26 protein-coding genes are annotated in these 24,314 nt (G+C 41.8%); 10 read left to right on the top strand and 16 right to left on the bottom strand.

The features are described from left to right. Positions 1-333 precede the first annotated feature (333 nt). The 3 genes from N8M93_RS13150 to N8M93_RS13140 form a co-directional block, all read right to left on the bottom strand. On the bottom strand, positions 334-1,101 hold the full coding sequence (locus N8M93_RS13150) for an alpha/beta fold hydrolase (RefSeq protein ID WP_261132522.1): 768 nt from the start codon (positions 1,099-1,101) through the stop codon (positions 334-336). A gap of 226 nt (positions 1,102-1,327) precedes the next feature. Beyond that, the gene (locus N8M93_RS13145) at positions 1,328-1,600 is read right to left on the bottom strand and encodes a hypothetical protein (RefSeq protein WP_221563782.1); all 273 of its coding nucleotides are present in this window, start codon (positions 1,598-1,600) and stop codon (positions 1,328-1,330) included. A 273-nt stretch (positions 1,601-1,873) separates the two neighbouring features. Then, positions 1,874-3,361 (bottom strand): Na+/H+ antiporter NhaC family protein, encoded by a 1,488-nt coding sequence (locus N8M93_RS13140; RefSeq protein ID WP_261132519.1) that lies wholly within the window; start codon positions 3,359-3,361, stop codon positions 1,874-1,876. A gap of 187 nt (positions 3,362-3,548) precedes the next feature. Here N8M93_RS13140 and N8M93_RS13135 point away from each other — a divergent pair, with 187 nt between their 5' ends. Continuing rightward, positions 3,549-4,370 (top strand): Cof-type HAD-IIB family hydrolase, encoded by an 822-nt coding sequence (locus N8M93_RS13135; RefSeq protein ID WP_261132517.1) that lies wholly within the window; start codon positions 3,549-3,551, stop codon positions 4,368-4,370. 45 nt (positions 4,371-4,415) lie between these two features. Next, the gene (locus tag N8M93_RS13130; protein ID WP_261132515.1) at positions 4,416-4,568 is read left to right on the top strand and encodes a hypothetical protein; all 153 of its coding nucleotides are present in this window, start codon (positions 4,416-4,418) and stop codon (positions 4,566-4,568) included. Between the two features lie 265 nt (positions 4,569-4,833). Here N8M93_RS13130 and N8M93_RS13125 read toward each other — a convergent pair whose 3' ends face one another. Both N8M93_RS13125 and N8M93_RS13120 read right to left on the bottom strand, forming a co-directional pair. Further along, positions 4,834-5,403, bottom strand: a complete 570-nt coding sequence (locus N8M93_RS13125; protein WP_261132513.1) for a GDSL-type esterase/lipase family protein — start codon at positions 5,401-5,403, stop codon at positions 4,834-4,836. Positions 5,404-5,422: 19 nt separating this feature from the next. Continuing rightward, positions 5,423-6,097 carry a diphthine--ammonia ligase gene (locus N8M93_RS13120; RefSeq protein ID WP_261132512.1) on the bottom strand — a complete coding sequence of 225 codons (675 nt, stop codon included), beginning with the start codon at positions 6,095-6,097 and terminating at the stop codon, positions 5,423-5,425. 221 nt (positions 6,098-6,318) lie between these two features. Between N8M93_RS13120 and N8M93_RS13115 the strand changes: the two genes are divergently transcribed. Next, a complete protein-coding gene (locus N8M93_RS13115; RefSeq protein ID WP_261132510.1) occupies positions 6,319-6,771 on the top strand; it encodes a GNAT family N-acetyltransferase in 453 nt (150 codons plus the stop codon). Between the two features lie 52 nt (positions 6,772-6,823). Then, a complete protein-coding gene (locus N8M93_RS13110) occupies positions 6,824-7,084 on the top strand; it encodes a NifU N-terminal domain-containing protein (protein WP_261132508.1) in 261 nt (86 codons plus the stop codon). A 44-nt stretch (positions 7,085-7,128) separates the two neighbouring features. Here the strand turns inward: N8M93_RS13110 and N8M93_RS13105 are convergent, their stop codons facing one another. Continuing rightward, positions 7,129-7,971: a YitT family protein gene (locus N8M93_RS13105; protein WP_261132507.1), complete on the bottom strand. Its 843-nt coding sequence runs from the start codon at positions 7,969-7,971 to the stop codon at positions 7,129-7,131. Positions 7,972-8,513: 542 nt separating this feature from the next. Here N8M93_RS13105 and N8M93_RS13100 point away from each other — a divergent pair. Both N8M93_RS13100 and N8M93_RS13095 read left to right on the top strand, forming a co-directional pair. Continuing rightward, on the top strand, positions 8,514-9,383 hold the full coding sequence (locus tag N8M93_RS13100) for a DegV family protein (protein ID WP_261132505.1): 870 nt from the start codon (positions 8,514-8,516) through the stop codon (positions 9,381-9,383). Between the two features lie 56 nt (positions 9,384-9,439). Continuing rightward, positions 9,440-9,571: a DUF3941 domain-containing protein gene (locus N8M93_RS13095; RefSeq protein WP_221563765.1), complete on the top strand. Its 132-nt coding sequence runs from the start codon at positions 9,440-9,442 to the stop codon at positions 9,569-9,571. A gap of 48 nt (positions 9,572-9,619) precedes the next feature. Here the strand turns inward: N8M93_RS13095 and N8M93_RS13090 are convergent, their stop codons facing one another. The 3 genes from N8M93_RS13090 to N8M93_RS13080 form a co-directional block, all read right to left on the bottom strand. Continuing rightward, a complete protein-coding gene (locus N8M93_RS13090) occupies positions 9,620-10,132 on the bottom strand; it encodes a sigma-70 family RNA polymerase sigma factor (protein WP_261132504.1) in 513 nt (170 codons plus the stop codon). Positions 10,133-10,660: 528 nt separating this feature from the next. After that, positions 10,661-11,929: a hypothetical protein gene (locus N8M93_RS13085; RefSeq protein WP_261132503.1), complete on the bottom strand. Its 1,269-nt coding sequence runs from the start codon at positions 11,927-11,929 to the stop codon at positions 10,661-10,663. Further along, positions 11,892-13,079: a histidine kinase N-terminal domain-containing protein gene (locus tag N8M93_RS13080; protein WP_261132501.1), complete on the bottom strand. Its 1,188-nt coding sequence runs from the start codon at positions 13,077-13,079 to the stop codon at positions 11,892-11,894. Before N8M93_RS13080 ends, N8M93_RS13085 begins: the two co-directional genes overlap by 38 nt. 203 nt (positions 13,080-13,282) lie before the next feature. Between N8M93_RS13080 and N8M93_RS13075 the strand changes: the two genes are divergently transcribed. The 4 genes from N8M93_RS13075 (at position 13,283) to ligD (N8M93_RS13060) (ending at position 16,969) form a co-directional block, all read left to right on the top strand. Beyond that, on the top strand, positions 13,283-14,170 hold the full coding sequence (locus N8M93_RS13075) for an SDR family oxidoreductase (RefSeq protein ID WP_261132498.1): 888 nt from the start codon (positions 13,283-13,285) through the stop codon (positions 14,168-14,170). A 134-nt stretch (positions 14,171-14,304) separates the two neighbouring features. Continuing rightward, entirely contained in the window at positions 14,305-15,120 is an 816-nt protein-coding gene (locus N8M93_RS13070) for a Ku protein (protein WP_261132497.1), read from the top strand. Then, positions 15,120-16,079, top strand: coding sequence for a non-homologous end-joining DNA ligase (gene ligD, locus N8M93_RS13065; RefSeq protein ID WP_261132495.1), 960 nt, complete (start codon positions 15,120-15,122; stop codon positions 16,077-16,079). Before N8M93_RS13070 ends, ligD (N8M93_RS13065) begins: the two co-directional genes overlap by 1 nt. After that, entirely contained in the window at positions 16,046-16,969 is a 924-nt protein-coding gene (gene ligD, locus N8M93_RS13060; protein ID WP_261132494.1) for a non-homologous end-joining DNA ligase, read from the top strand. The genes ligD (N8M93_RS13065) and ligD (N8M93_RS13060) overlap by 34 nt, the downstream gene beginning before the upstream one ends. Before the next feature lie 21 nt (positions 16,970-16,990). Here ligD (N8M93_RS13060) and N8M93_RS13055 read toward each other — a convergent pair whose 3' ends face one another. The 7 genes from N8M93_RS13055 to N8M93_RS13025 form a co-directional block, all read right to left on the bottom strand. Beyond that, positions 16,991-17,932 carry a PDR/VanB family oxidoreductase gene (locus tag N8M93_RS13055; protein ID WP_261132493.1) on the bottom strand — a complete coding sequence of 314 codons (942 nt, stop codon included), beginning with the start codon at positions 17,930-17,932 and terminating at the stop codon, positions 16,991-16,993. 19 nt (positions 17,933-17,951) lie between these two features. Continuing rightward, positions 17,952-18,377 (bottom strand): hypothetical protein, encoded by a 426-nt coding sequence (locus tag N8M93_RS13050; protein ID WP_261132492.1) that lies wholly within the window; start codon positions 18,375-18,377, stop codon positions 17,952-17,954. Continuing rightward, positions 18,374-19,324: a DUF3445 domain-containing protein gene (locus N8M93_RS13045; protein WP_261132490.1), complete on the bottom strand. Its 951-nt coding sequence runs from the start codon at positions 19,322-19,324 to the stop codon at positions 18,374-18,376. Before N8M93_RS13045 ends, N8M93_RS13050 begins: the two co-directional genes overlap by 4 nt. A gap of 229 nt (positions 19,325-19,553) precedes the next feature. Next, positions 19,554-20,582 (bottom strand): LacI family DNA-binding transcriptional regulator, encoded by a 1,029-nt coding sequence (locus tag N8M93_RS13040; protein WP_261132489.1) that lies wholly within the window; start codon positions 20,580-20,582, stop codon positions 19,554-19,556. A gap of 90 nt (positions 20,583-20,672) precedes the next feature. Next, the gene (locus N8M93_RS13035; protein WP_261132488.1) at positions 20,673-21,515 is read right to left on the bottom strand and encodes a sugar ABC transporter permease; all 843 of its coding nucleotides are present in this window, start codon (positions 21,513-21,515) and stop codon (positions 20,673-20,675) included. A 1-nt stretch (position 21,516) separates the two neighbouring features. Beyond that, positions 21,517-22,803 carry a sugar ABC transporter permease gene (locus tag N8M93_RS13030; protein ID WP_261132486.1) on the bottom strand — a complete coding sequence of 429 codons (1,287 nt, stop codon included), beginning with the start codon at positions 22,801-22,803 and terminating at the stop codon, positions 21,517-21,519. Positions 22,804-23,008: 205 nt separating this feature from the next. Then, positions 23,009-24,280 (bottom strand): extracellular solute-binding protein, encoded by a 1,272-nt coding sequence (locus tag N8M93_RS13025; RefSeq protein WP_261132484.1) that lies wholly within the window; start codon positions 24,278-24,280, stop codon positions 23,009-23,011. Positions 24,281-24,314 lie beyond the last annotated feature (34 nt).

Raw genomic sequence — 24,314 nt, 5'->3', positions numbered from 1 at the left:
ATCAGCGTGCCTACTACCTGAATAATCTCCTCGCAAGGCATGCGACGAGGGACTTACCGCACGCCCCGCGGAAAGCGAACATCCTGGAGCGGAAATCAACGGTTTTTAATGAAAACTTGGCGAGACCAAGCCTTTTGTAGGTCGAGCCTTAGTTGCCCTTATACTGAAGAAAGTATTTTATACTTTCTTTAAGTGCAAGAGCAACAAAGTTTGCCAAAACAGCCTTTCTTAATAATGCTTTATTTTAGGAGATGGAGTGCGTAAACATCAACAATATAAACTAACAGAACTAAAAGCAAAAAAAGAGGCCCCGTTTAGGACCTCTTCCTTTGGCTATAACGTTTTTATTACCCACTCCACTGCTCTATGACAGGCATCCCGGGTCACTTTATGGCCAGCAATTGGATCAGTCACCATCTCAACCTGGTTTTCTCGAAATAGTCCTGCTTCCACTATGCTTTCATAAAATTGTTTCGTCAGTTGATATGGAACAATATTATCTACTTTCCCATGCCATATCCACAAAGATCTATCCCCTAACAAACGAGGGTTCAAGGATAGATCATAAGGCTTTAAGCTCTGTACTTTCGATTCTAGTTCAGATGTAGATAACGGCAACTGCCTGCCCTCTTTTTGGATCGATTGGATCATCAGATTGGCGAATTGCTCATAACCAGGGGTCCCCATCAAGGAAACAGCGGTTCTAATCCAGCCATATTGCGTAAGTGCACCGAACATCGTAATGCTTCCCATAGAGGTGCCTGCGACTCCAATCCGACCTGAGTCAGTCTGGCCGTTTGTTACATAATGATCTGCGACTTCTTTTAATTCAGTAATCCCTTGGACGACAATATCCCAAAATTTCCATTGACGTTCTTCAACTGAAATCGGGTCACATCGTTCACCGTGCAGCGGAAAATCTGGTAAAAGGACACGAATCCCATTCTTAGCTAACAGATAGGCGTAAGATAGATTCTGTTCCTTTGAACTCGTAAAACCATGAAGAAAAACAAGGGTAGGCAGTGTATTTGTAAAAACATCTTCTTTCGCTACATTCAGGATCGGTATGTTTTGTATGTATTCTGTACTTATTTTTATCATGGGACACCTACTCCAAAGATTGATTGACATTATTTTAACAAAGTATATGTTTTGAGTAGAACTAAAGGACCTCAATACCTCTTTTGTTCATAAAGAAAACTCCGCAAAGCCAAGCTTTATCGCAGGCTGAGCATTCGTTGCCCTTATATTGAAGAAAGTATTTATACTTTCTTTACATGCAAGTTTAAGAAAAGCACCCGCAAGCGGATGCTTTCTTTCAACTATTTTATTGTTGGGTTTTGTTATAATAATCAACACTTGTTTGAGCGCCTTCAGCAACCATTTTGCTGTCTTCAACGTCGCTTGGCTCTCCAGCCTTCTCAACAGGCACATTAGAATTGTTGAACTTCCCTGCACGATCTTTTATCTTAGTCGTGAAGTCAGTCAGGGTCTCTTTCACCTTGATTCGGTTTGAACGATCTTTTAGATAATAGGTAGCTGCACCTGCTACACTTGCTGCGACACCTGACACAATTGCTTTTTTCGGTGTGAATTTCATTTCAAGATAACCTCCTCAAGTAGTTTAATTTCATAATTACCCTTTCTTTATAACATTAAACACCCAACATCTTCCTATCCAATAGCTATCGTCCGAAAATATGCTTTGTTTAATAAGGCTCTTTTCTTAAAGATGGTTGCTTTTGGGTCATTTGTTGTAAAGAACCACCTTGTGCAAGTTGATTGGAGAGCAAGGTGCGAGACCCAACAAAGATTGCGAAAACAACGTTAAATAAAGAAGGGACTGCCCCATACAGACAGTCCTTTTTCACAATTAAGATTCATGATTATAATTCTTCGGATGAATTTCTTCACCATTTTTACCAGTGTAGCGTAGACCCCATCCGGTTAGTGCTGCAATTAACATGACGATCAATAATCCCCAGCCCTGGAAGACATACGGGAAAACGTCTGTCGGTTCTACGACCGTCAAGAAATCATAGTCCTTAGCCGCGCCTTTTATCGTCGCCCAGGCAAGAAGCACACCACCGCTCCAAGGGAATATATAGCCTAATGATGACGAGATCGTATCAAGGAAATTCGCCCGTCGATAAGGGTGGATATTGAACTCTTTACCCAGTTTCCTTACAAATGGTGCTGCTGCAATTTCTGCTGCTGTATTGATTGTGATGAATACATTCAATGAAGCAACGATTGCAAAAATGGATAGCTCCGCTCTGCGCACGACTTTTTTGATGAGTTTTAAGAAGAAATTCCGTATTGCTTCCATCGTACCCGCTACTTCAAGTAAATGTGCTGCTGAAAGAATGAATAAAATCAAGATTGCCATATTGAAGTAACCGCCGATACCACTCATCAATGCTCCCTCAACTACAGGCGTTCCATTTTCCTTATGGATTGAAATGACTTCAGTCAAAGGAGTGCCTGTCAGAAAAATGACAACAACTGATGATACGATTCCCCAAGTTAAAGAGGTTAATAAATGATGTCCGCTCAAAGCTAAGTATAGGACAAGAATAAACGGCAAAAGCAGCCATAATCCTGATGGCGTCACTTGTTGTTCAAGTTGGGCGAGAGCGTTTTGATTGTTGATGCTTCCGCCTCCCCCGAAAATAACAAATAAAATCAATGATGGAACCGCCGCAGCGATAGAATATTTGAAACGTGAACGAACGACTCCAGGTACGTCTGCCTCCTGTGTCGTTGCTGAAACGATCGTCGTGTCAGAAACCGGCGCTAAATTATCCCCAAAAACAGCCCCGCTTAATATGGCCGCTAATAATACGACCGGGTCCGCTCCAAGCACAAGCCCTGCCGGGTACATCAATATCCCGAATGTTGCGACTGTTCCATAGCCTGTCCCAACCGCAGTAGAGAATAATGCAGCTAATAGAAAGGTCAGCCCGACAAAAAAGCCGCCTTCAAGTCCAGTTTGAAAACCAAACCAGATCAATCCATCCACTAATCCTCCTGCCGAAAGCAGTTTCGCGAACATTCCCGCCCAAAACCAGGCAATCACCGCGATGACTCCTATCGGTTGGGCCATCCCTGCAAAAAGGGATTGTGCATAGTCGGACCATTTTGATTTACAAAAAAATAACCCGATCAAGATCCCTAGAACCATTCCAAGGACAAGTGCCTCTTCTGTAACTAATTCAAGAACACTCAATGTAATGGCCCAAACGATGAAAAACACAAGAGGAATAGTAGCTGCAAAGACTCCTCCACGAAAATGAAGGCGGCCGATATCTTTCTTCCCAATCGCCTCTTTCACTTCGCTTGAATGATGTTCATTTCCCATAAACTTTCCTCCATTTCATAAAAACGTGCTAAATTATCATATCATATTTCGTCTTTTTTCGACAGGCATGCAAGGGCTTACAATTATTGGACTTTTTCCACATGACTCGGTAAAATGGAACGTACGTTACGTATCAAAGTGGCTGGATGAAGGAACTAGCCATGATATGAATAAAGGGGGCATGGGGATGTCACGACCCTATTTGATTGCCGTCGATCTAGACGGAACTTTATTGAAAGATGATAAAACTGTTTCAGTACATACCAAGAACATCTTACAGCAAGCTATGGAGAACGGTCATCATGTCGTCATTTCTACCGGAAGACCGTTTCGTGGTAGCGAACAATATTATCATGAACTCGGATTATCCACTCCTATTATTAACTTCAATGGAGCGTTTATCCACCATCCGAAAGATCCCGGATGGGGCCGGTTCCATTCACCTATGGAGATAGAGGTTGCCAAGGAAATCGTAGAAACATGCCTGGAATTTGATGTTAAAAATGTCATTGCAGAGGTGCTTGATGATGTTTATTTGCATCATGAAGATGAATTCATCATCAATTCTTTTCTAATTGAAAAAGCAAACTTGAACGTCGGACACCTGATTCACGCGCTGCCGCATAATCCAACTTCCTTATTGGTCCGTCCTCAAGACCACCATGTCAAAGAATTGAGGGAACTGTTGAAGGCAAAACATGCAGAAGTCATCGATCACAGAGTTTGGGGAGCACCTTGGAACATCATAGAGGTTGTCAAAGCCGGCTTGAATAAAGCAGTAGGATTGAAACAGGTCGCTGAATCGATGAATGTTCCCCAGGAAAGGGTCATTGCGTTTGGAGACGAAGATAATGATCTAGAAATGATTGAATATGCTGGTCATGGGATTGCGATGGGAAATGCGATTCCAGAACTGAAAAATATTGCTAACGGAGTCACTAAGACGAATGAAGAAGATGGGATCGCCTATTTCTTGGAGGATCTACTTTCATTGAAGGAGCGAGTATAGAACATCCATTTGCGGGATACTAGATCGTAAAGGGGGTTCTTAATCATGAGCAAGAAAAACCGTTCAAAGCGTACGACTGAACAAGGCGCTGAAAGAGTACAGGGCAATGATGCACACGAAATCAATACAACCATGTCTGAAGAAGATCGCACAAGACAAAAGAAACGATCTGAATATTTTTCGACCGGTGGAGAATAACACTGCTATTGACCCAAAGGGCTTTTTGAATTAAAGGGCCTTTTGCGGTCTTTTTTTATTATTCTGTGGAGAAAGCCTTGCTGACAGGAGGATATCTCCAGGTACCGATAAAGCGATAAAATATATGTACATTTATGATCTTTTATTGAACAAGATTTTTTGACACATTATACGGATCAAACTCTTCGTCATGAACATTAAAAAAAGAACTGCTCAGAATTACCAGAAACATCTTCTGATAGTCCACTCAGTCCTTTTCATCCTTTCAAACCGCTTTAGCATAAATGTTCTTCACCTCATCTAATATGAGTTCAGAAAGGAAGAGATAAGCCCTTTCATTGAAATGTAATCCATCTTTCTCGAGCATCTTTTCATACAACTTGTTTTTTGAAAAGTACGACCATAAATCAATGAAGTGACATCCACGTTTCGAAGCGATTTTCTTTGCTGCATCTGCATACTTCTGCAGTTCCTCATTGCTGCGTTTCTTTTGGTAGAACTCGATGATTGGCGGTGGGCTTATAATGATCGTTTTCTCTGCCGTAATCCGATCGATCATAATATCTAAATTCCGTTCGTACTCAGGAAGGTTGATCTTTCGATGTTTACTTGCATCGTTCGAACCAAATAAGATTGTCACAATGTCAGGAGAATGACGTAATACATCATCTTGCAACCGGGCAAGAGCTGCTCTTGTCGTCTCCCCTGAAATTCCTGAATTGACGATTGTCCAATTTGTAAGATTGTTTCTCAACCGTGGTGTCAAACGCTCATACCCCTCCAAGCTTTCCTCCTTAGCAGTATGGCTGTCTCCAAAGCAAACCAATGTTGGCATGTTCCTGCCTCCTTTAGTATCATATAGTGGTGTCCAATTCAATGGACTTATACTTTCGATACAGACTATTTGTTCTTGTTCTGGCAATATAATCGATCTTCTTTTCAAATAACGGACCCTCATGAATGAACGTATGGAACTCTCCATTCTCACCGCAAGGATCGACATGATTGGAAAGTTGGTTGAGGAAATCTTCATCAAAATTCTGACCAAGTGACTTCTCACTCACGGATTCGGTATCTATTCCGCAAATGACACCCTTGTAACCTTTTGAAACGAAATGAGATGATAAGTTATTTGTGGATTTTCCCCATAATGGAAATACAGCTTTCATTTGATTCTTTTGTATAAGAGTTTCTCGATATGTTCGTATATCGTCTAGAAATATGTCACCAAAAATGACAGAGTCCACTCCTTCTCGTTTAAAAGAGTCTAAATGTCTATGTAAAATATTTTGATATTCGATATTTGAAGGTTTATGTGGTAAGGGCACTGTTACTAGCGGAATTCGAAGGGAATATGCCTGCGCTTTAATCAAATCTATATGAATGCCATGAAAAGGGACTCTATTTGTCATTTCATCAAAAGTCGTAAGAAGGTATGCGACGCTGGATGTTTCAGATTCGAGCACCTGTTCCAAAGCCAGTAAACAATCCTTACCCCCACTCCAGAAAAGGACATGTCGTCTACCCATCGTCTCCCTCCTATACGTATCTTTGGTTAATATATGTATTCGAACGAATTTTTCGCTTTCCGTACATGCCGGAATATTGTACCCTTCTATATAGACGCATGAACCCGGTAAAAGGTTTCCTTTTTTAGGGAAAAATTAAAAGTTAGGTTTATTGCGCTGATTAAGCAGGAATTAAGTCTTTGACCTTGAATTAGGAAAGTGGGTCATAGGAGGGTTGCACCATGAAAATTTACGAAGTAGATCGAGAAGTTTCTTATAGTACAAGACAAAGTATTGCACACCTATTAACGAAACAACGGATCAATCACGAAAATTCAGGAACGTATGATCAAATTCTGACTGGCATCCATCTTGCACTCGAAAGCAAGGACACTGCTTATATCGTAGTTGCAGAGGTTGAGGATGAAATTGTAGGTGTTGCCTTTTTCAACATTGGCGTGAGCCTTGCGAAGGGCGGACATTACATGTGGCTCAATGAACTTTATGTTCATGAAGATCAACGGAATAAAGGTATTGCCCGGAAATTACTGCTTCATGTCGTCTATTGGGCTGAAAGAAACGGCATCAAGTCGATTGAACTGGAAACAGGCATCAATAATGCCGTAACAAAACATATTTACCATTCTCTCGGTTTCTATGAAGTTGTATCGAAACGCTACGGATTTTCTTTTTAGGATCTGATAATTTTGATACAATCGAATTAACTAATGAAGGGAGCAATTTACAATGGCAGTTGAATTTACAATCGATCCAACACCAAATCCGAACGCACTAAAATTTTCAGCAAATCAACCATTATTTGACGGAAGACTTTCCCACCGTAAAGGAGATGCCCCTGAGGATGAAGTCGCTTCAGCACTACTTGATATCGAGGGTGTAGAATCCATTTTCGGATTTCAGGATTTCATTACAGTGAACAAGACGCCTGATGGTGATTGGGATTTGATCGTACCTAAAGTACAGGAAGTATTCCAAAAATCATATTAAAACAAATTTGGGGATGATCGATTGCCGATCATCCCCTTTGCTATTCAGTCTTGTCTAAAGAACCCGAAGATTCCAGTAGTATTAACGATATTCGTAAATGCTTGTGGATCGACTTCCTTGATCGCATGTTCGAGATCATATAATTCATAACGGGTTACGACGATGATCAGGAGCTCTTTGTCTTCATCGGTAAACCCACCTTTTGCAGGAATCTTGGTAATTCCTCGTACCATTTTTTGATGGATCGCCTGCTGGATTTCTTTCCCTTTCTTCGTGATGATCATTGCAGTCAACTTTTCATGTCGTGTATGGATGACATCAATGACCCGTGAAGTCACATATAGCGTTACCAATGTATATAATGCTTTTTCCCAGCCATATAAAATGCCAGCTGTGAAGATGATCGCTGCATTAAGGGTGAAGAAATAGATCCCGATCGGCCGATCTTTCATACGTGAAAGAACCATCGCTACGATATCCATTCCACCAGTGGAAGCACCCCATTTCAACGTGAAACCGATACCGATTGCGGCAATCACACCACCGAAGACAGCATTCAATAAAATATCTTCGGAGATAACTTTAATAGGAATGATTTCAAGAAAAAATGTGGTTGCTGCAACACTGACGATACTATAAAACGTGAATGATTTTCCGACTTTCAACCAACCTAAGATTGCCACAGGTATATTCAATATGAATAAGATGATACCGGTTGAGGCTGGTATGGGTGTTTGCTGTAATACACTTGCGAGCAACTGGGCTATCCCTGTGAACCCACTCGCATAGACGTTAGCTGGTATTAAGAAATAGTTAAGTGAAACGGCACCGAGGACAGCACCTAATAAAATGATCAAGATTTTTTTGATTTCGGTTACAAACGTCATATGAATCCCTTCCTTCATCTCCTAGTAGAACGTACTATTTTTATCAGATCACTGTTCAAATTGTCAACAGATTATTTATAAAAACATTTTTCTTATCGCAAGGGTGTTTTCTGAAAGATTGTTGCTTATGGGAGATTTTTGTAATAGACCTCCTTGTACAAGTTGATTGGAGAGCAAGGTGCGAGACTCCTGCGGGATCAGCGGGACAGGTGAGACCATTCCATGTCGCAAGGCGACGAGTGGGCTCACCGCACGACCCGCGGAAAGCGAGATCCTGGAGCGGAAATCAACGACTTTTAAAGAAAACTTGGCGAGACCAAGCCTTTTGTAGGTCGAGCGTTAGTTGCCCTTATACTGAAGAAAGTATTTTATACTTTCTTTAAGTGCAAGAGCAACATAGTTTGCGAAACAGCCTATCGAAGAGATGTAAGCTGTTAGACACCATGAAAATTTACAAAAAGCAATATTGCATTGCTTTTTACCCTTGTCAAGGCTACACTTAGATAAAAGTCCTAAACGCAACGATAATGTGAGGTGTAAAAATGACTATACAATTGATTGTTGATACGGGTTGTGATCTGCCACAACATGTGGTTGATGAGCAGGAGATCCACGTTCTTCCCTTAGTAGTCCATGTTAATGAGGAAGAATATTACGACAAGGAATCAATTCAGCCATCAAGACTTTATTCACTCATGAGAGACGGAGCCGCTCCAAAGACCTCTCAAGTACCACCTGACCGTATGAAATCATTATTTGAAGAGCTTGCAGAACGTGGACAACCTGCTATTTATATTACATTGTCCTCTGAGTTATCCGGTACATATCAAACCGCCTGTCTTGTTCGAGATCAATTACATGATGACGGCGTGGAAACCAACATAACGATCATCGATTCAAAGAGTGCTTCGCTTGGATATGGATTGATCGCCTATTATGTAGCTCAAGCTATCCAACAAGGATCAGATGGCCTGGATGCCCTTGTTACTTACACACATACCCTAATCGACAAAATCGAACACATCTTTACTGTTGATGATTTAGAATATTTGGTTCGAGGCGGACGAGTCTCTAAAACAGCAGGCTTTGTAGGTGGCCTACTCAAAATCAAACCGATTCTACATATGGAAGATGGAAAGCTGTTTCCTCTCGAAAAAGTAAGAGGAAGCAAGAAAGTTCTTTCACGCCTGATTGATTTGATTGGCGAACGCAGCAGCGAAATGGAAAATCAGACAGTTGCGATATCGCATGCTGACGATCTGTCCCGCGCAAATGAGTTGAAAGAATTGATTGAATCCACTTTCAATCCCAAAAACGTCATGGTGAATACAATCGGTTGTGCGGTAGGAGCGCATGCTGGACCTGGCACATTGGCTGTTTTCTTCTTGAATGGCACACCTGATTTCGAATAATTCCTCTCTTAAACGTCAAGCCTAAGAGGTGAAGACGTCCATAAGGAGGAGCCAACATGTCTAACACGAAAGATAACGATAAGAAAAAGCGCGATAACCAGGCACAGCAAGAACTGAAAAATAAAATGGAACAATCGAATATCAACAAAGGCACACGACAGTATTCTAAGAAAACGGATCATTTATGATTAATGATATTCAAGAGGCTGCTTCCAGGTGGACAGCCTCTATTTCTTTTACTTATCTTTTTTCATGGCTGTTCCTTTTATCCTCAATTTATCCAGAGCTTTTTTTCGCCACGAGCGGACAGTCTCATATGATACCCCTTCTATACGCGCCAATTCCTTCATACTTCCCTGTTTCAAAATAATTTCGTCGACATAAAGTCGTTCCCGCTCAGATAGATTCTGTAAATAGTCATTAACGATAAGGTCATCTAGATAAGGAACAACAAATGTATAATTATCTTCTAAAGTACGCTCTTCCGCATGGATCATGGTCACACATTTCCTATTAAGCATTTGCAGGAACCTTCCAGAGAGGTATCGTTGGGCATATGCCGGGAATGCCCCCTTGTCTGGATCAAACCGTTCATACGCTTCCCAAAGGGCAATCCTTCCGATCTGATAAGACTCATCGAATTCCAGGCTATAGGAATACCTTCTGATCATTGTTTTGATTAAAGGGTCAAAATTTTCAAGTACTTTTTCAAATGGTTCTTTCAAGATGAACTCCATTCTTGAAAGCATGCTTTCTCCTAGATTTCCGCGGTCACTTCGATCTTACAAAAGCCAATTGCCCTAAACATCTACGGGAATTGTGCATTTCTCAGGAGGATTAGGCGTCAAGTACTGTATAATGAGGGGGATTATGGTGCTTACTACGTAGGCTTTGATGGGATATTCCTAAAAAAGGTTTACTTTCTTTTTCTTTGGCTCTTTTCTAAAAGAATGTTGCTTTTGAGATGTTATTTAAAAAAATCTCCTTGTGCAAGTTGATTGGAGAGCAAAACGACGAGCTGGCTCACCTCACGCCCCGCGGAAAGCGAGCATCCCGGGGCGGAAATCAACGACTTTTAAAGAAAACTTGGCGAGACCAAGCCTTTTGTAGGTCGAGCCTTAGTTACCCTTATACTGAAGAAAGTATTTTATGCTTTCTTTAAGTGCAAGAGCAACAGAGTTTGCGATATCAGCCGTTTCTTTTGATCAAATGAAAAAAGCCAGCTGCTTGACTGGCTTGAAATAGTTTTATGAACTGAAGTTTTTCAGCTTATCTATTTAACATGGGCAATAATATGACCGTTTAGAAAAAGAATTTTGTAATTGTTGATACGCCGGTTCCGGATCATCTAATGATTCTACTGCAGTGGTGATCAATTTACTTTCATCATAGCGTTGAAGGATGATGTCCATCCATTCTTCTTTTGTCAGGATATCTCCTTCAAATAGCCCCTGATTGTCCTCTTTCAATTTCTGATAGTCTTTAAGATAGACCCATTTCTTCCCGATCTCCCCCTCAATATTGGACTTCGGATGTCCGTTTACATATGAGTAAAGGAGATGCGGTAAATTGATTCCAGCATCAATAGGTAAACCGATCCATTTCCAGGGTCTTGTGTTGATATCCAAAAGCTTGAATTCTCCATCTTGCTGATCATAAATAAATTCACATTCGGCAATTCCTTCATATGAAAATGCTTTTAAGACCGAGACCGCACGATCAGTCAATTCAGGGGCTTCGATCGATTCAACGAGACACGTCGTGCCAGCTTTCGGCGGATAGATTTCCAACCGTCGTCCAGCCAGAGCACCTCTGACTGTCTGATCCCCATCCATATATACGACAACCGTCACATAACCATCCCTGCCGACATCGACAAACTCTTGTGCAATCAAGTCGAGACCGGCTTTTTTGGCGGCTTTCGTTTTTGCATCATAGTCACTTTGGTTTTCGATGACAAACAGTCCTTCTTGAAATTCATCATAAAACGCTCTTTTATTGATCGGTTTCAAAACCATCGGGAAAGAAAGGCGATCAGGTATTTTACTATGATTCGCCTCTGTGATGAATTCATAACCTGGTACCGGAACATCTAATTCTGCTGCACGTTCATACAATTGGGATTTATCGAGAATTTGTTCGATGGTAGCATAATTTGAAAAAGGCCATATGTAATACTCTGCTAGCTCATCAGCATACTTCGCTAATGATAAGGCCCATTCATCCATCGAAGGGATCAATACGCACTTCTCATTGAATGCAGGTCCAATATCCAGCAAGTACTGTATGAACGCTTTTTCCGCAATAACCGGGTTCGGACAAACCCCACGTAAGGTTACATATTTCGACGCGAAAGCAAGGCCTTGATGTTCCCGATCAAGGGCTATCACCGGAATGCCTTCCTTGCCTAAACCTCTTGCAACACCCAAACCAGTTATATGAGCATTACAGATCAAAACAGGACGTTTTTGTTGTATCATTTCATCCGATTCGATGGCCTGTTTCAATTCACTTGCGTTGTAATGTATCGTCTTGTTGATCATCATACGTGGCTCCTTTCTCAGATGCGTTTGGGAAGCTAAGGAAAAATGAGGTCTCCGATTCTGTCGAAATGACATTGATCGTTCCCTTATGCTTCTCCACAATTTGTTTACAAACAGATAATCCTAATCCTGTGCCAAGTTGTTTCGTGGAAATGAACGGCTCGAATATATCTTCTAATAAATGTTCAGGAATCATAGAACCATTATTGGAGATTGTAAGATGGATATTTTCATCTTCCTCACTCAACGTTACTTGTATATTTTTCTCTCCATCCACCTCCGTCAATTCCTCGACTGCATTATTAAGAATATTGAGGAGGACCTGTTTGATCTGCCCCTCTACTCCATAGACCTTGACATCATCCAATAGATCGTGATGCACATTGATATTCTCGTCCAGGAACCGAGGGTAGAGGAACTCGAGCATCCCTTTTACAACTCGATCCATAGAAAACAGATCCGATTGATCATCAAGTCCCTTCATTTTAGAAAGATAGAGAAATTGGGTGATTTTCTCCTGTAAGCTTTCCATTTCATGATTGATGATATTGAAATAGGTTGAAGTCTCTGGGTTATCAGATTGTTTTTCGATCATTTGGATGAAACCTTTTATCGACGTCAAAGGATTACGGAATTCATGGGCAAAACTTGCAGCAACCTGTCCTAAAATCGACAAACGGTCGCTGTGCATTTCTTGTATGAATCGGCTTTTATTTTGGATGATCGAATCTTTCTCCCTCGTATACTCCGTTAAGGCATGATACATATATAAGTCGAAGAAATCATTCACTGCCAATAGATATTTCAATTGTGCTTCTTTTGATACTTCGGTCATTTTGAGAACACGATAAATGATTGAACGTCCAAGATTGATATTCGAGATGAATTCTCCGATACCGACTTTCGCTTTCACCCGTTCGTGTGCAATCTTTTTTGTCAATTGTTGAACGAGTGGAGTTTCCGGATCTTCAATATAAGCGACCACCAATCGGATCGTATGCCCACCATTGATCGTGATTTCATGGCGGAATGGGTCGTCCTCTGAAATCGAGGCGGCCTTCAGCCATTCGGACAGAATCGTTTCATGATACGAATGGAATAATTCAATTAATTCTTGTTTTTCATTCTCATTCAGCTCATGCATCAATTTCATTTTTTCTAATCTCCCTCAATTGCACTATTACTGTCATTATAACAGACTTTTTCTTCTCTACTAACGTAAAGCCCTAAAGGAATATGCTTCCAAATAACGATTTTTTCATCGTACTCGAATAAATAAGATTAACTTTTTTTCAATGAGGTAATAGTAGAAAAAGGCTTTAATAGGAATTCGATCAATGAAGGGAGTTTTATATCATGTATAACGTTATCTATCATTCACCCCATCAGGAAAAACCGACAGGACAGCCACCACAGCACCAGAACAAACAGCCCGGTACAGAGAAAGAAATGGTTCCCACTCCTCAAACAGAAGATACGTATTATAAAGGCAGCGGTAAGCTCAAAGGAAAGACGGCAATCATTACAGGTGGAGACAGCGGAATTGGAAAATCCACAGCAATTTTATTCGCAAAAGAAGGTGCGGATGTAGCGATCGTTTACTTGAATGAACATGAAGATGCCAATGATACGAAGAAGGAAGTAGAAGAAGAAGGACAAAAGTGTCTTCTGATCCCTGGGGACATTGGCGATGAATCTTTCTGCCAGAAAGTTGTGGAACAAGTGATTTCCGAATTCGGCTCTTTGGATGTATTGGTCAATAATGCTGCTGAACAACATCCGAGGAATGGTATTGAAGAAATCTCACAGGAACAACTTGAACGCACATTCAGAACGAACATCTTTTCATGCTTTTACATGGTAAAAGCTGCTCTCCCCCATTTGAACGAAGGCAGTTCCATCATCAATACCGCATCTGTAGTTGCTTATAAAGGGAATGATCATTTGATTGATTATTCTGCTACTAAAGGAGCAATCGTCGCATTCACCCGTTCTTTATCAGAATCCCTTGTTTCCAAAGGTATACGTGTCAATGGTGTTGCACCAGGTCCGATTTGGACACCGTTGATCCCTTCAACCTTTGACGCTGAACATGTCGGTGAATTCGGGAAAAACACACCGATGGGAAGACCTGGACAACCAGATGAAGTCGCACCGAGCTTCGTCTTCCTGGCAAGTGACGACTCATCCTATATTTCAGGACAAATGATCCATGTAAACGGAGGCGTCGTTCTGAACGGTTGACCAGATTGCAACAACCTCGGAATGAAAGCGGAGTATGATTCCCACGGACCGGAAAAATTGTCATAAAATGGTATTTATGGATATGGCACTCTTCGTCCACATTATGTATAAAAGGGCGAAAGGAATTTCTCAATATGCACACAATGTGGAAAGGCTCCATCAGTTTCGGACTTGTCACGATCCCAATCAAACTATTTGCAGCTACAGAAAACAAGGATATAAAAATGAGGCAGCTCCATAAAGAGTGCCATAATCCGATCAAGTATGATAAAACGTGTCCAGTCTGTGAAAAATCACTCGAACAGAATGAAATCATCAAAGCCTATGAATATGAACCAAATAAATTCGTAGAGCTTGAAAAAGAAGAATTGGAAGCTCTTACGAAAGAACAGACAAAATCGATTGAAATCGTAGACTTCGTACATCTCTCAGAAGTGGATCCGATTTATTTCGACCGCTCTTACTTCATCGGGCCAGGGGAAAATGGTTCAAAGCCTTATAGCCTACTGAAAAAGGCAATGGCGGACTCCGGAAAGATCGCCATTGCCAAAGTGATGATCCGTTCCAAACAACACTTAGCTGTTGTGCGGGTCTATGATAAAGGCTTGGTACTAGAAACGATCCACTATCCAGACGAAGTCCGCAGCATCGATTTAGTACCTGAAATTCCAGAAGACGTCGATTTGAACCAGAAGGAATTAGACATGGCCATCCAATTGATCGATCAATTGACAGCTGAATTCGAACCAGAAAAATATCATGATGATTACCGTGAAGAATTGATGGGTGCCATTGAAAGTAAAATCAAAGGTGAGCAAATCAAAGTTTCGAAAGAAAGACCGAAAGCGAATGTTGTTGATCTTATGGATGCCCTGCAAGCAAGTATTGATGATACAAAACCGAAGAAGAAAAAGAAAACGACTCGCAAGAAAAAAGCGAGCAGTGAATGATGCGTCAAAGACCTATGCTGCCAACCCTCTCCTCTCGCCTTCCTGAAGGAGAGGATTGGTTTTATGAAATCAAATATGACGGTTTTCGAAGTCTTCTCTATATCGATTACACACAAATCGATTTTTACAGCAGGAATTTGAAATCCTTGAAAGAGAATTTTCCGGAAATCCAATCAGAAGCGGAGCGAATCAGGGAGATCTCCAATGATGAACTCCCTCTGCTGCTTGACGGAGAGCTCTGTATTATGGAATCTGATTTCAAAGCTTCTTTTTCATCTATCCAAAAGCGAGGAAGACTGAAAAATGAACTGAAAATCCAACAACAACAATCCCAACTCCCAGCCACTCTATTAGTATTCGATTTACTCATCCAAAACGGGAGGTCTCTAATGGATTCTTCCTACAAAAAACGTAAAGAGCTTCTTCAACAATGGATGGAGTCACACGACTTTCCTAAAGTATCGAAAGAGAAAACGAGCAGGATCCAATGGATACCTTATATGCTGGACGGTGATGCTTTATTCGAGGACGTGCAAAAACATCATGGAGAAGGTATCGTTGCTAAGCGGAATAATAGTCTATGGCTTCCGGGTAAACGTACGAAAGAATGGTTGAAGGTTAAACGGCTGTTCAGGGGGTTTTTCATCATTAGCGGATTTGATGAGAAAAATGGATATGCCCACGTTGCTATCCTTGACGGTTCTGAATTGATACCATGCGGTGTTTTCTCACATGGGCTTGATGGAAAAGAAAGAGAAGCACTGATCCAGATCGTCAAAAACAATCAAATCAAAAAAACTGGATCCCTTATTGAAATAGCCCCTCGTATTTGTGTCGAGCTGGCATTCCTCGAGATATACGAAAATCAATTGAGACAGCCTCGATTCATACAATTCAGACTCGACATCCACTGGGAGGATTGCACATGGCAAGCTCTTCAAAATCAGATGGACAATTGAACATTGAAGGAAAAACGATTAAAGTCACCAGCCTTGATAAGATCCTTTATCCAAAGATGGAAATCAACAAACAAACGTATCTTCAGTATCTAATTGAGGTAAAAAACGTGATGCTGCCATTCCTGGAGAATCGCTGTCTGACAGTCAAACGCTATCCACATGGCATGTTTGATGATTTTTTTTATCAGAAGAATTGTCCGGATTATGCACCGTCATTTGTAAAGACGTTCCAACAGGACGATATCCGGTATATATTGTGTAATGATCTTCCAACACTGATCTGGTTGGGAAATCAACTTGCGCTTGAATTTCATATTCCATTCAATAAAGTGACTTCCGTTTGCCCCACAGAAATCGTATTCGACCTTGATCCGCCTTCAAGGGATCATTTTTCTTTGGCGATCGAAGCTGCCTTGCAAATCAAAACCATTCTTGATCGACTCGAACTTCATTCATTTGTAAAAACATCAGGAAACAAAGGTTTGCAAATATACATTCCGCTGGATGAAAACCAGTTTTCATACGAGGATACAAGAATATTCACCCAATTCGTCGCTGAATATCTGGTAGATCAATCTCCGGATTCATTTACAATCGAACGGATGAAAAATAAACGTGGCTCGAGGTGTTATATTGATTTTCTACAGCATGCTGAAGGAAAGACGATTATTGCCCCCTACTCATTAAGAGGAAATGATGAAGGTCTTGTAGCAACCCCACTTGAGTGGAATGAAGTCGATCAACAATTAACGCCTCTTCAATTTACAATGGACGCTGTCCTCGAACGGCTCGAGAATCAGGAATGCCCGTTCAGGAAAATGGATGCTGTCCGGAAAAAACAACCTTTCGAACGGATTTTGACCGGGCTTTTGAAACAGAAAAACGGATGATTACCTGTTTAACCTTCTTCCTCAGAGGTCAAGTTTGATATGGTCGATTCCCCGAGAAACACAGGTAAGCATTTTATCCTTCTTTTCTTCCTCAGTCAGAAAAGATTCACAATGAAGGATTTCTCCTGCTTCCACTCTCACTTCACATGTTCCACAAACACCCATCCGGCAATTAAAAGGGACGTCGATTCTATGTTCATGGAGGACATCCAATAAGGTTTCATCGCTCTTTACCTGGAAGGTCTTTTCTGCCCTGGTGATGGTTACGGAAAAAGGCTGTGGGTTTTCAATTACAGAGGCTGGTTGGAACCGCTCCTCATGAATGAATCTATGTGGATAGCCAAGTTCATGGGCATGATCGACCAGCATGTTCATGAAAGCTCGTGGTCCGCATATGTACATATGCGTTCCCATTGTTCTGTTTTGCATTGCCTGTTGCAATCTTTTGGTTTTCTCTTCCCTATCCATGAAGTAACAGGACACTGCTTCTTGATAATGATGTTGGATATGACGATAAAATGCACAATCCCTTTCACTCTGTGCAGCATAGTGAAGCTCAAAGCTTTGCCCAATTTGCTTCAGGTACGCCATCATGGACATGAACGGGGTGATCCCTATCCCGCCAGCAAAGAAGACATGATGCTTTGCTTCTGTCTGTAACGGAAAGAAATTATCCGGGGTGGATACAGTCAATGTGTCTCCCTCTCTGACACATTCATGCATAAAGCCAGAACCCCCATGTTGATCACTGATTCTTTTTACAGCAATTCTATATTCATTATTCATCTCAAGTGGGTTGTTTACAAGCGAGTATTGTCGCCTTCCCACTGGCAAGTGAACTGTAATATGTGCTCCTGCTCCGAAGTGGGGCAACAAGAGGTCACCAGATGTAAGAGTGAACGTAGTGATTGTATCTGTTTCTTTTTCAATTTTTTCTACAGTCAATGGCATTGTTTGTTTCATCTTTTCCATCCTTTTTATGTCACAGTACCGGATACCCGAGATAAGAACGGTGATACGTCGAGTAGTGTTCTGAAGGTTGTAGGAGCTGACCACACTCTTTACATTCAAAGGAATCTCCAAGGTTATTTACCATATTGATTTCATGACACTGGGAACAGAAAACCCTGATTCTTTCGTGATTTATGGATTCAATCAACACATCCGATTGAGAGAACCCTTCCTTAAAGGCAGCTTTACGGATTAAGCCCGCTATTGCGTCGTCCGTTATAATGATTAAAAGTGTACCTATGGGTCGGTTTTCCAATATCAATCTGATTTCCTCGTCATCGTCTATCCGTCTCAGCACTTTTATTTCAGTGTTGTGGTGGCTGTCCTGGTAATCTTTTTGTCTCGCTTCCGCCTCTCGGATGTATTGCTTTTTAGTTAAAATCAAAATGTGTTTCATCGATCAATCCGCTCTTTTCCTAAATGTGCCTCAAGAAAACGGAGCAATTCTTCACGATAATTCAAAATGCCTTTGTATTCCGTAATATTTTCAGGAAGCGTCTTGATGTTGCTATAGAAGATTTTGAGCCAATCTTCGTTTTCGATCAATTTTTCGAGGGGCAGCAGGTACGTATGGATCGTAAAAAGGACATCATGATTCATTGGCAGCCTGAGCAGTCTTTGTACTTCCACTCGCAGGTTAATCAACTCGCCAGCATTCTCAGCTGTGACATCCTTCCGATGCTTTCCCCAATCTGAATAAGTCTCTAAAGGCGTATCAAGCTTGTTGGTGACTGTGATCGACCAGTTCTTCCTTTCCCAGGCAGCCCCGGGGCGGATTTTCGAAATGAACCGTTCCACCTTATTGATGAATCCGTCCTTTTGGATTTCAGGCACTGGCGTGTGAATTGATTTGAACTCCATTCCTTGTACAAATGTGAGTGACCAATTCGACGGAAAACATAATTGACCTGCTTCCATGTAAAGTCCATCATGTCGATCACCCATTATGATCAAGTCTTCCTGGACATGTCTACCAGCCACGTCCAGCGGTTCGAATTCAATTGATGAGGAATCACGGAAAATGAATGACTCTTCTTCTTCCAAGAGATGATTTTGGAATAAGCACTCATTCCCTCTTTTTTGAAAGTTGAACTGATCTGGTGAATGGGTAGCCAGTTCATTGAAAATAACCAGCATTGTCTCCCATTGAGACTCCACTGAAATCGGAAGAGAGCGAAAACATCGCTTGTGGTTTTCCTGCAGCAAATTCCTTTTCAGCTCTATTTCTTTTTTATAATCATCCGTGATCGATACGGTTTTCGTTGGATCCAACAGGACAGAATTATTCGAGTATGCATAGTGATCATTGGTGAACGGAAATGGGAAATCTTTTATGTGTGACATTGTGTAACCTCCCTGTGCAGAACCTACTGACATCCTTCTATCTACACTAAACATTCCATAAAGACCTGAGAAAGTCCTCCATGAAAAAGGAGACAGGTTCTAAGAAGTGAAATTCGAATTTACTCAAGCTACACTTGAAATGCGCACAAACATCCTTGAATTTTCTGCTACCTCATCAAAACAAAAAGAGCTCACTTTAGTGAACTCTTTCAACAATAATTGTAAGAATTTATTTACTTCTAACACCGCAGCTTGACTGCCTGATGATGATTTCATGTTTGATTTTCACCTTTTTAGCGGGTGTATCCGGTTTTACAAGCGATTGGAGAAGTGCGTCCACCGCTTGATAACCTAATTCATAGATATTGATGTCAACTGATGTCAAAGCGGGTGTAGAAAGCTCCGCAATCATTGCGTTGTTGAAGCTGGAGACAGAGACGTCCTCTGGAACGTTCATTCCCATATCGTCAAGCATCCTCAAAACGCCAAGTGCCATAAGATCATCCGTCACCACTAAGGCAGTAGGTGGTACCTCAAGTGACATCAATTCGGAAACTGCCTTCTGACCATCTTCTAGCGCAAAATCAGCATGGATGACGTAGTCTTCCCGATAAGGGATCTTAGCGTTCTGTAACGCTTTTTCATATCCTAACAACCGGTCAGTCGTTACGACCAGGTTGAGACTCCCCCCGACAAATCCAATCCGTTCATGCCCTTTTTCGATATGGTGTTCGGTCATTTCTTTGGCTGCCCGAAAGTTATCGTTATCGACATGATTGATGAGATCATCGTTTTTATAAGGTTTCCCAATAACAGTGAACGGAAATTCCTGCTCGTACAAATAGTTCATGATACGATCATCCACACGAGAGTATAAAAGGACGATTCCATCTACTCTTCTTCCCTGGACCATACCGACGACGGCACGATAGATTTCCTCTTCTGTCGTGCCGGTTGACATGAGCAAGGTGTATTCTTTTTCATGTGCCTTCGTACTGATCCCGCGCAACACCTCTGGGAAGAATGGGTTTTGGAACGCCTTCTCTGCGGAACTCGGCATTACAAGACCGAGCGCTCGTGAACTTCGGTTTGCAAGACTACGAGCAGTGAAGTTCGGGTGATAACCTAAATAATCCATTGCTTCGCGGACTTTTCTCTTCGTCTCTTCGCTGATCCTCGGGTTGTTCGCTACGACACGGGATACTGTCGAGGGAGCAACATTCGCAAGTTTTGCTACATCTTTAATTGTTACAGCCAAGTCTGCTTCCCCCTATCCGTTTCTTTCTGGTTCTATAGTACCATTATAAGCTAAGTTTCGTGTTCTTTAATCTAATTTTGGTAAATTTTTTTACCCTTTCGTTCCTCCTGCAGTCAAACCTGAAATGAGGTAACGCTGTAGGGACAAGAACAATAATGAAATCGGTATCGCAATCAACACCGCTCCGGCTGCAAATTCTGTGAATTCCCCACCGAATTTCTTTGCAACCAGATTGTACAGCCCGACTGCAAGTGTATATTTTTCTTCGCTACGCAGGATCACCTTTGCAAGGATGAAGTCAGCGAAAGGTGTGATGAAACTGAACAATGCAATAACGGCAAGAATTGGTTTGGCAAGCGGCAGGATGATCTGCCAGAAGATCCGGAAATGTCCGGCACCATCTATGCGTGCTGATTCATCAAGCTCCTTCGGAATCGTATCGAAGTACCCCTTAGCAAGCCATGTATTCATCGGCAGCAATCCGCCAGTATAAAGCAGAATCAAAGCCAGGTGTGTATCGATCAGCTTCGTTTGTACTGCGAGTACATAAATCGCGATCAATGCGGCGAAGTTCGGGATCATCTGCAGGATCAAGAACGTCATCAAACCATTCTTCCGACCAATGAATCGATATCTTGAAAAAGAATAACCCATCAAAGCGATCATCGTTACAGAAAGAACCATCGTGATGATACAGATTTTCAACGTGTTCCAATACCAGTACAGATAATTGCTTGAACTTAGATCGAACAACTCCTGGTAATGCTTCAATGATGCATTTTTCGGGATGATCGTCGACCCTGACAGACTGTTTCCTGGATTGAAAGAAGAACCGACAATCCATAGGACGGGATAGATGACAATGGCAATAGCAATGAATATTGCTATATATGACATTGTGAGACGAATAAGCTTTTGTTTTTTCATGCTCATTTTACATCATATCCTCCTCTTTAAAAGATTTCGTTCTTCTAAACTGCCATAATGCTACTGAAATGACGATCAATGATAAGATCATCGTGATAGCAGCCGCCTTCGCATATTGTTTTGACTCTAATGTCAGGCTGTAAATCCATGAGATCAGAATGTCGGTCGAACCAGCCGTCTGTCCGGCCATCGGAGGACCTCCCCCGTTGAAAAGGAAGATGACATTAAAGTTATTGAAGTTGAACGTATACTGCGTTATCAAAATTGGTGCAATTGCATAAAGGATCAATGGCAATGTTATCGTACGGAATTTTTGCAGCATCGAAGCACCATCAACAGTGGCAGCTTCATACAATTCTTCCGGAATCGATTGGAGAACACCTGTCACCATCGCAAAAATGAAGGGGAATCCAAGCCAGGACTGGATCATGATCAAAGCGATTTTTGCCCAGAATGGATCCGTCTGCCACGGAATCGGATCGATGCCGAATAAGGCAAGGATGTCATTATTAATGGCCCCGAAAGTGACATTGAACATTCCAGCAAAAACAAGGATCGATACGAAAGCTGGAATTGCCCATGGTAAAATCAAGATCGTTCTGAATAGCTTTTTGAACTTCAAGTCTTTTTGGTTCAGTAAAACAGCCAGGAAAATTCCGATTGCGATTTGTATGGTAGTGGCAACGAATGTCCAGATGACTGTCCAGGAAAATACACTGATGAATGTTCTACGCCAGATATCCAACTTGAAAATATCGATGAAGTTCTGGAATCCAACCCAATCTACTAACCTAGCTGGCGGTGAATGATACAAATCGTAGTTTGTAAAAGCAAGCAGTATGACGAAAAGGATTGGAAAAATCACCACGAATATAAGTAAGAAAAAGCCCGGAGACAACATAAGATACGGGAATCCGGTATCGATGACGTTACGGTACTGCTCCCGAATCGAATTAAGCGCAATTCCTAAATCGCGTTTCTTCCCATTCGTATGGGCGTCATAGAGATTAAGTGCGTAAACACAAAGTCCGATCACCAGGACAAGGACAGCAATGATCCCTTCTACAAGCAGGAAAATGGAATGATCACGCGGCAGCTCTTCCCCAAGTGTGACAATTCCCCATAGCCCCATGTTCAGCAAGTCTTTGAAAGCGATGATAAATGAAAACGTCAAAACGATGAATGCAAGTGCTTTAAGATATTGGCGATTGTATAGTTGCCCTATCCCTGGGATCAGGGACAACAATAATGCTTTTTTCCGATGGGTGGTACTGGTTTTGCTCGTGTCTATCATATTTGCCCCCTGTCCTTTCTTCTCATTTCAGGCTTAAGTACAATTCCGCCTGAAAGAGTAATAGAAAGGACTGCCCTAAAAGAAAAGTGCCCGACACCTCCAACACAACATTTTGGCTCGAAACCACAATATTCTCAAAATGTTGTTTAGTGCGGAGTGACTCAGACACTTTTGGACAGTCCCTTAGTTTTCGTTTATTGTTCGATTATTTAGCGCCTGAAGCTTCAATTTGTTGTTTGATGTTCTTAGTGGCATCTTCAAGTGCAGGCTCCGGATCTTGCTTTCCTGTGACAATCAATTGAAGCGCATTTGCCATCGGCTCCCAAACTTGCCCCATCTCAGGAATGTTCGGCATTGGAACGCCGCGTTGAGATTGAACTGCAACTGCTGAAGCACCTTCATTGTCTGCGATGACAGGATCCTCGATCAATGATTTAACAGGTGGGATCTCTTGTGTCTTTTCATAACGGATTTTTGCGTTTTCTTCATTCGTGATCCACTCAACTAGTTTCGTAGCCCATTCCTTGTTTTCTGAATAAGCTGATACGTGCCATCCTTTAACTCCGATGAATGTTTGTGGATACTCACCGTTCGGAAGTTTCGGAAGTGGCGATACGCCAATTTCGATTCCAGCATCTTGCATCCCCTGGAATGCCCATGGACCGTTCATGACCGAAGCAACTTTCCCTTCGTTGAACAGGCCGTCCATAGCTGAACCTCCGCTCTCCCCTACGATTCCTTTAGGGAATAAGCCTTCGTCATACCATTTTTGGATGTATTCAGCTCCTTTTACAGCTCCTTCGTTATTCAAACCAAGGTCATCTGCATCGAGTCCATCATCCGTTTGTTTGAAAACATAACCGCCGTTCGCAGCCATGATTGAGTTTGCGAAATAGAAGTTGTCCCATAAAGCTAAGAAGCCATAGTTTTTACCTTCAGTGAAATCTTTTGAGAACTCATAAAGCTCATCAAAGGATTCTGGTGCTGCATCCATGTGCTCTTTGTTATAAATGAATACTGGTGTTTCTGTCGCTTTAGGCAAACCATATAATTCACCTTCAAAAGATTGAGCCTGGATGGATGATTCAGTAAATGTATCAATAACATCCTGCTCGACTTCGAGTGGCGCCAACAACCCTTGTGTCGCCATTGCACCGATCTGATCATGAGGCAACGTCAACACGTCTGGACCTGTACCAGCCGGAGCATCCAACGGTAGCTGTTCACGGATTTCATCTGCCATGCCCAACTCTTTGAATTCTACTTTGATGCCATATTTTTCTTCAAAACTTTTGATCGCTGGCTCGAGTGCGACCCCTTTTTCTTTGTCTTCCCAAACAACTAGCTTTTCAGGTTTCTCACTGCCCTTGTCCTTCTCTCCGCCTGTCTCCTCACCTGAATCTTGTGGACCACAGGCTGCAAGCATTGAAACGGCTAAACCAGCTGTCAATGATACGTTCAAAAACTTCTTTAACATTAAAAGACCTCCCCCAAATAAATCAAATTTGTGT

The organism is Bacillus sp. Marseille-Q3570, from assembly GCF_946151055.1.
GTDB lineage: Bacteria > Bacillota > Bacilli > Bacillales > Fictibacillaceae > Pseudalkalibacillus.
The sequence above is the reverse complement of the archived record's forward strand: the minus strand, read 5'-3'. Positions and strand labels throughout refer to the sequence as shown.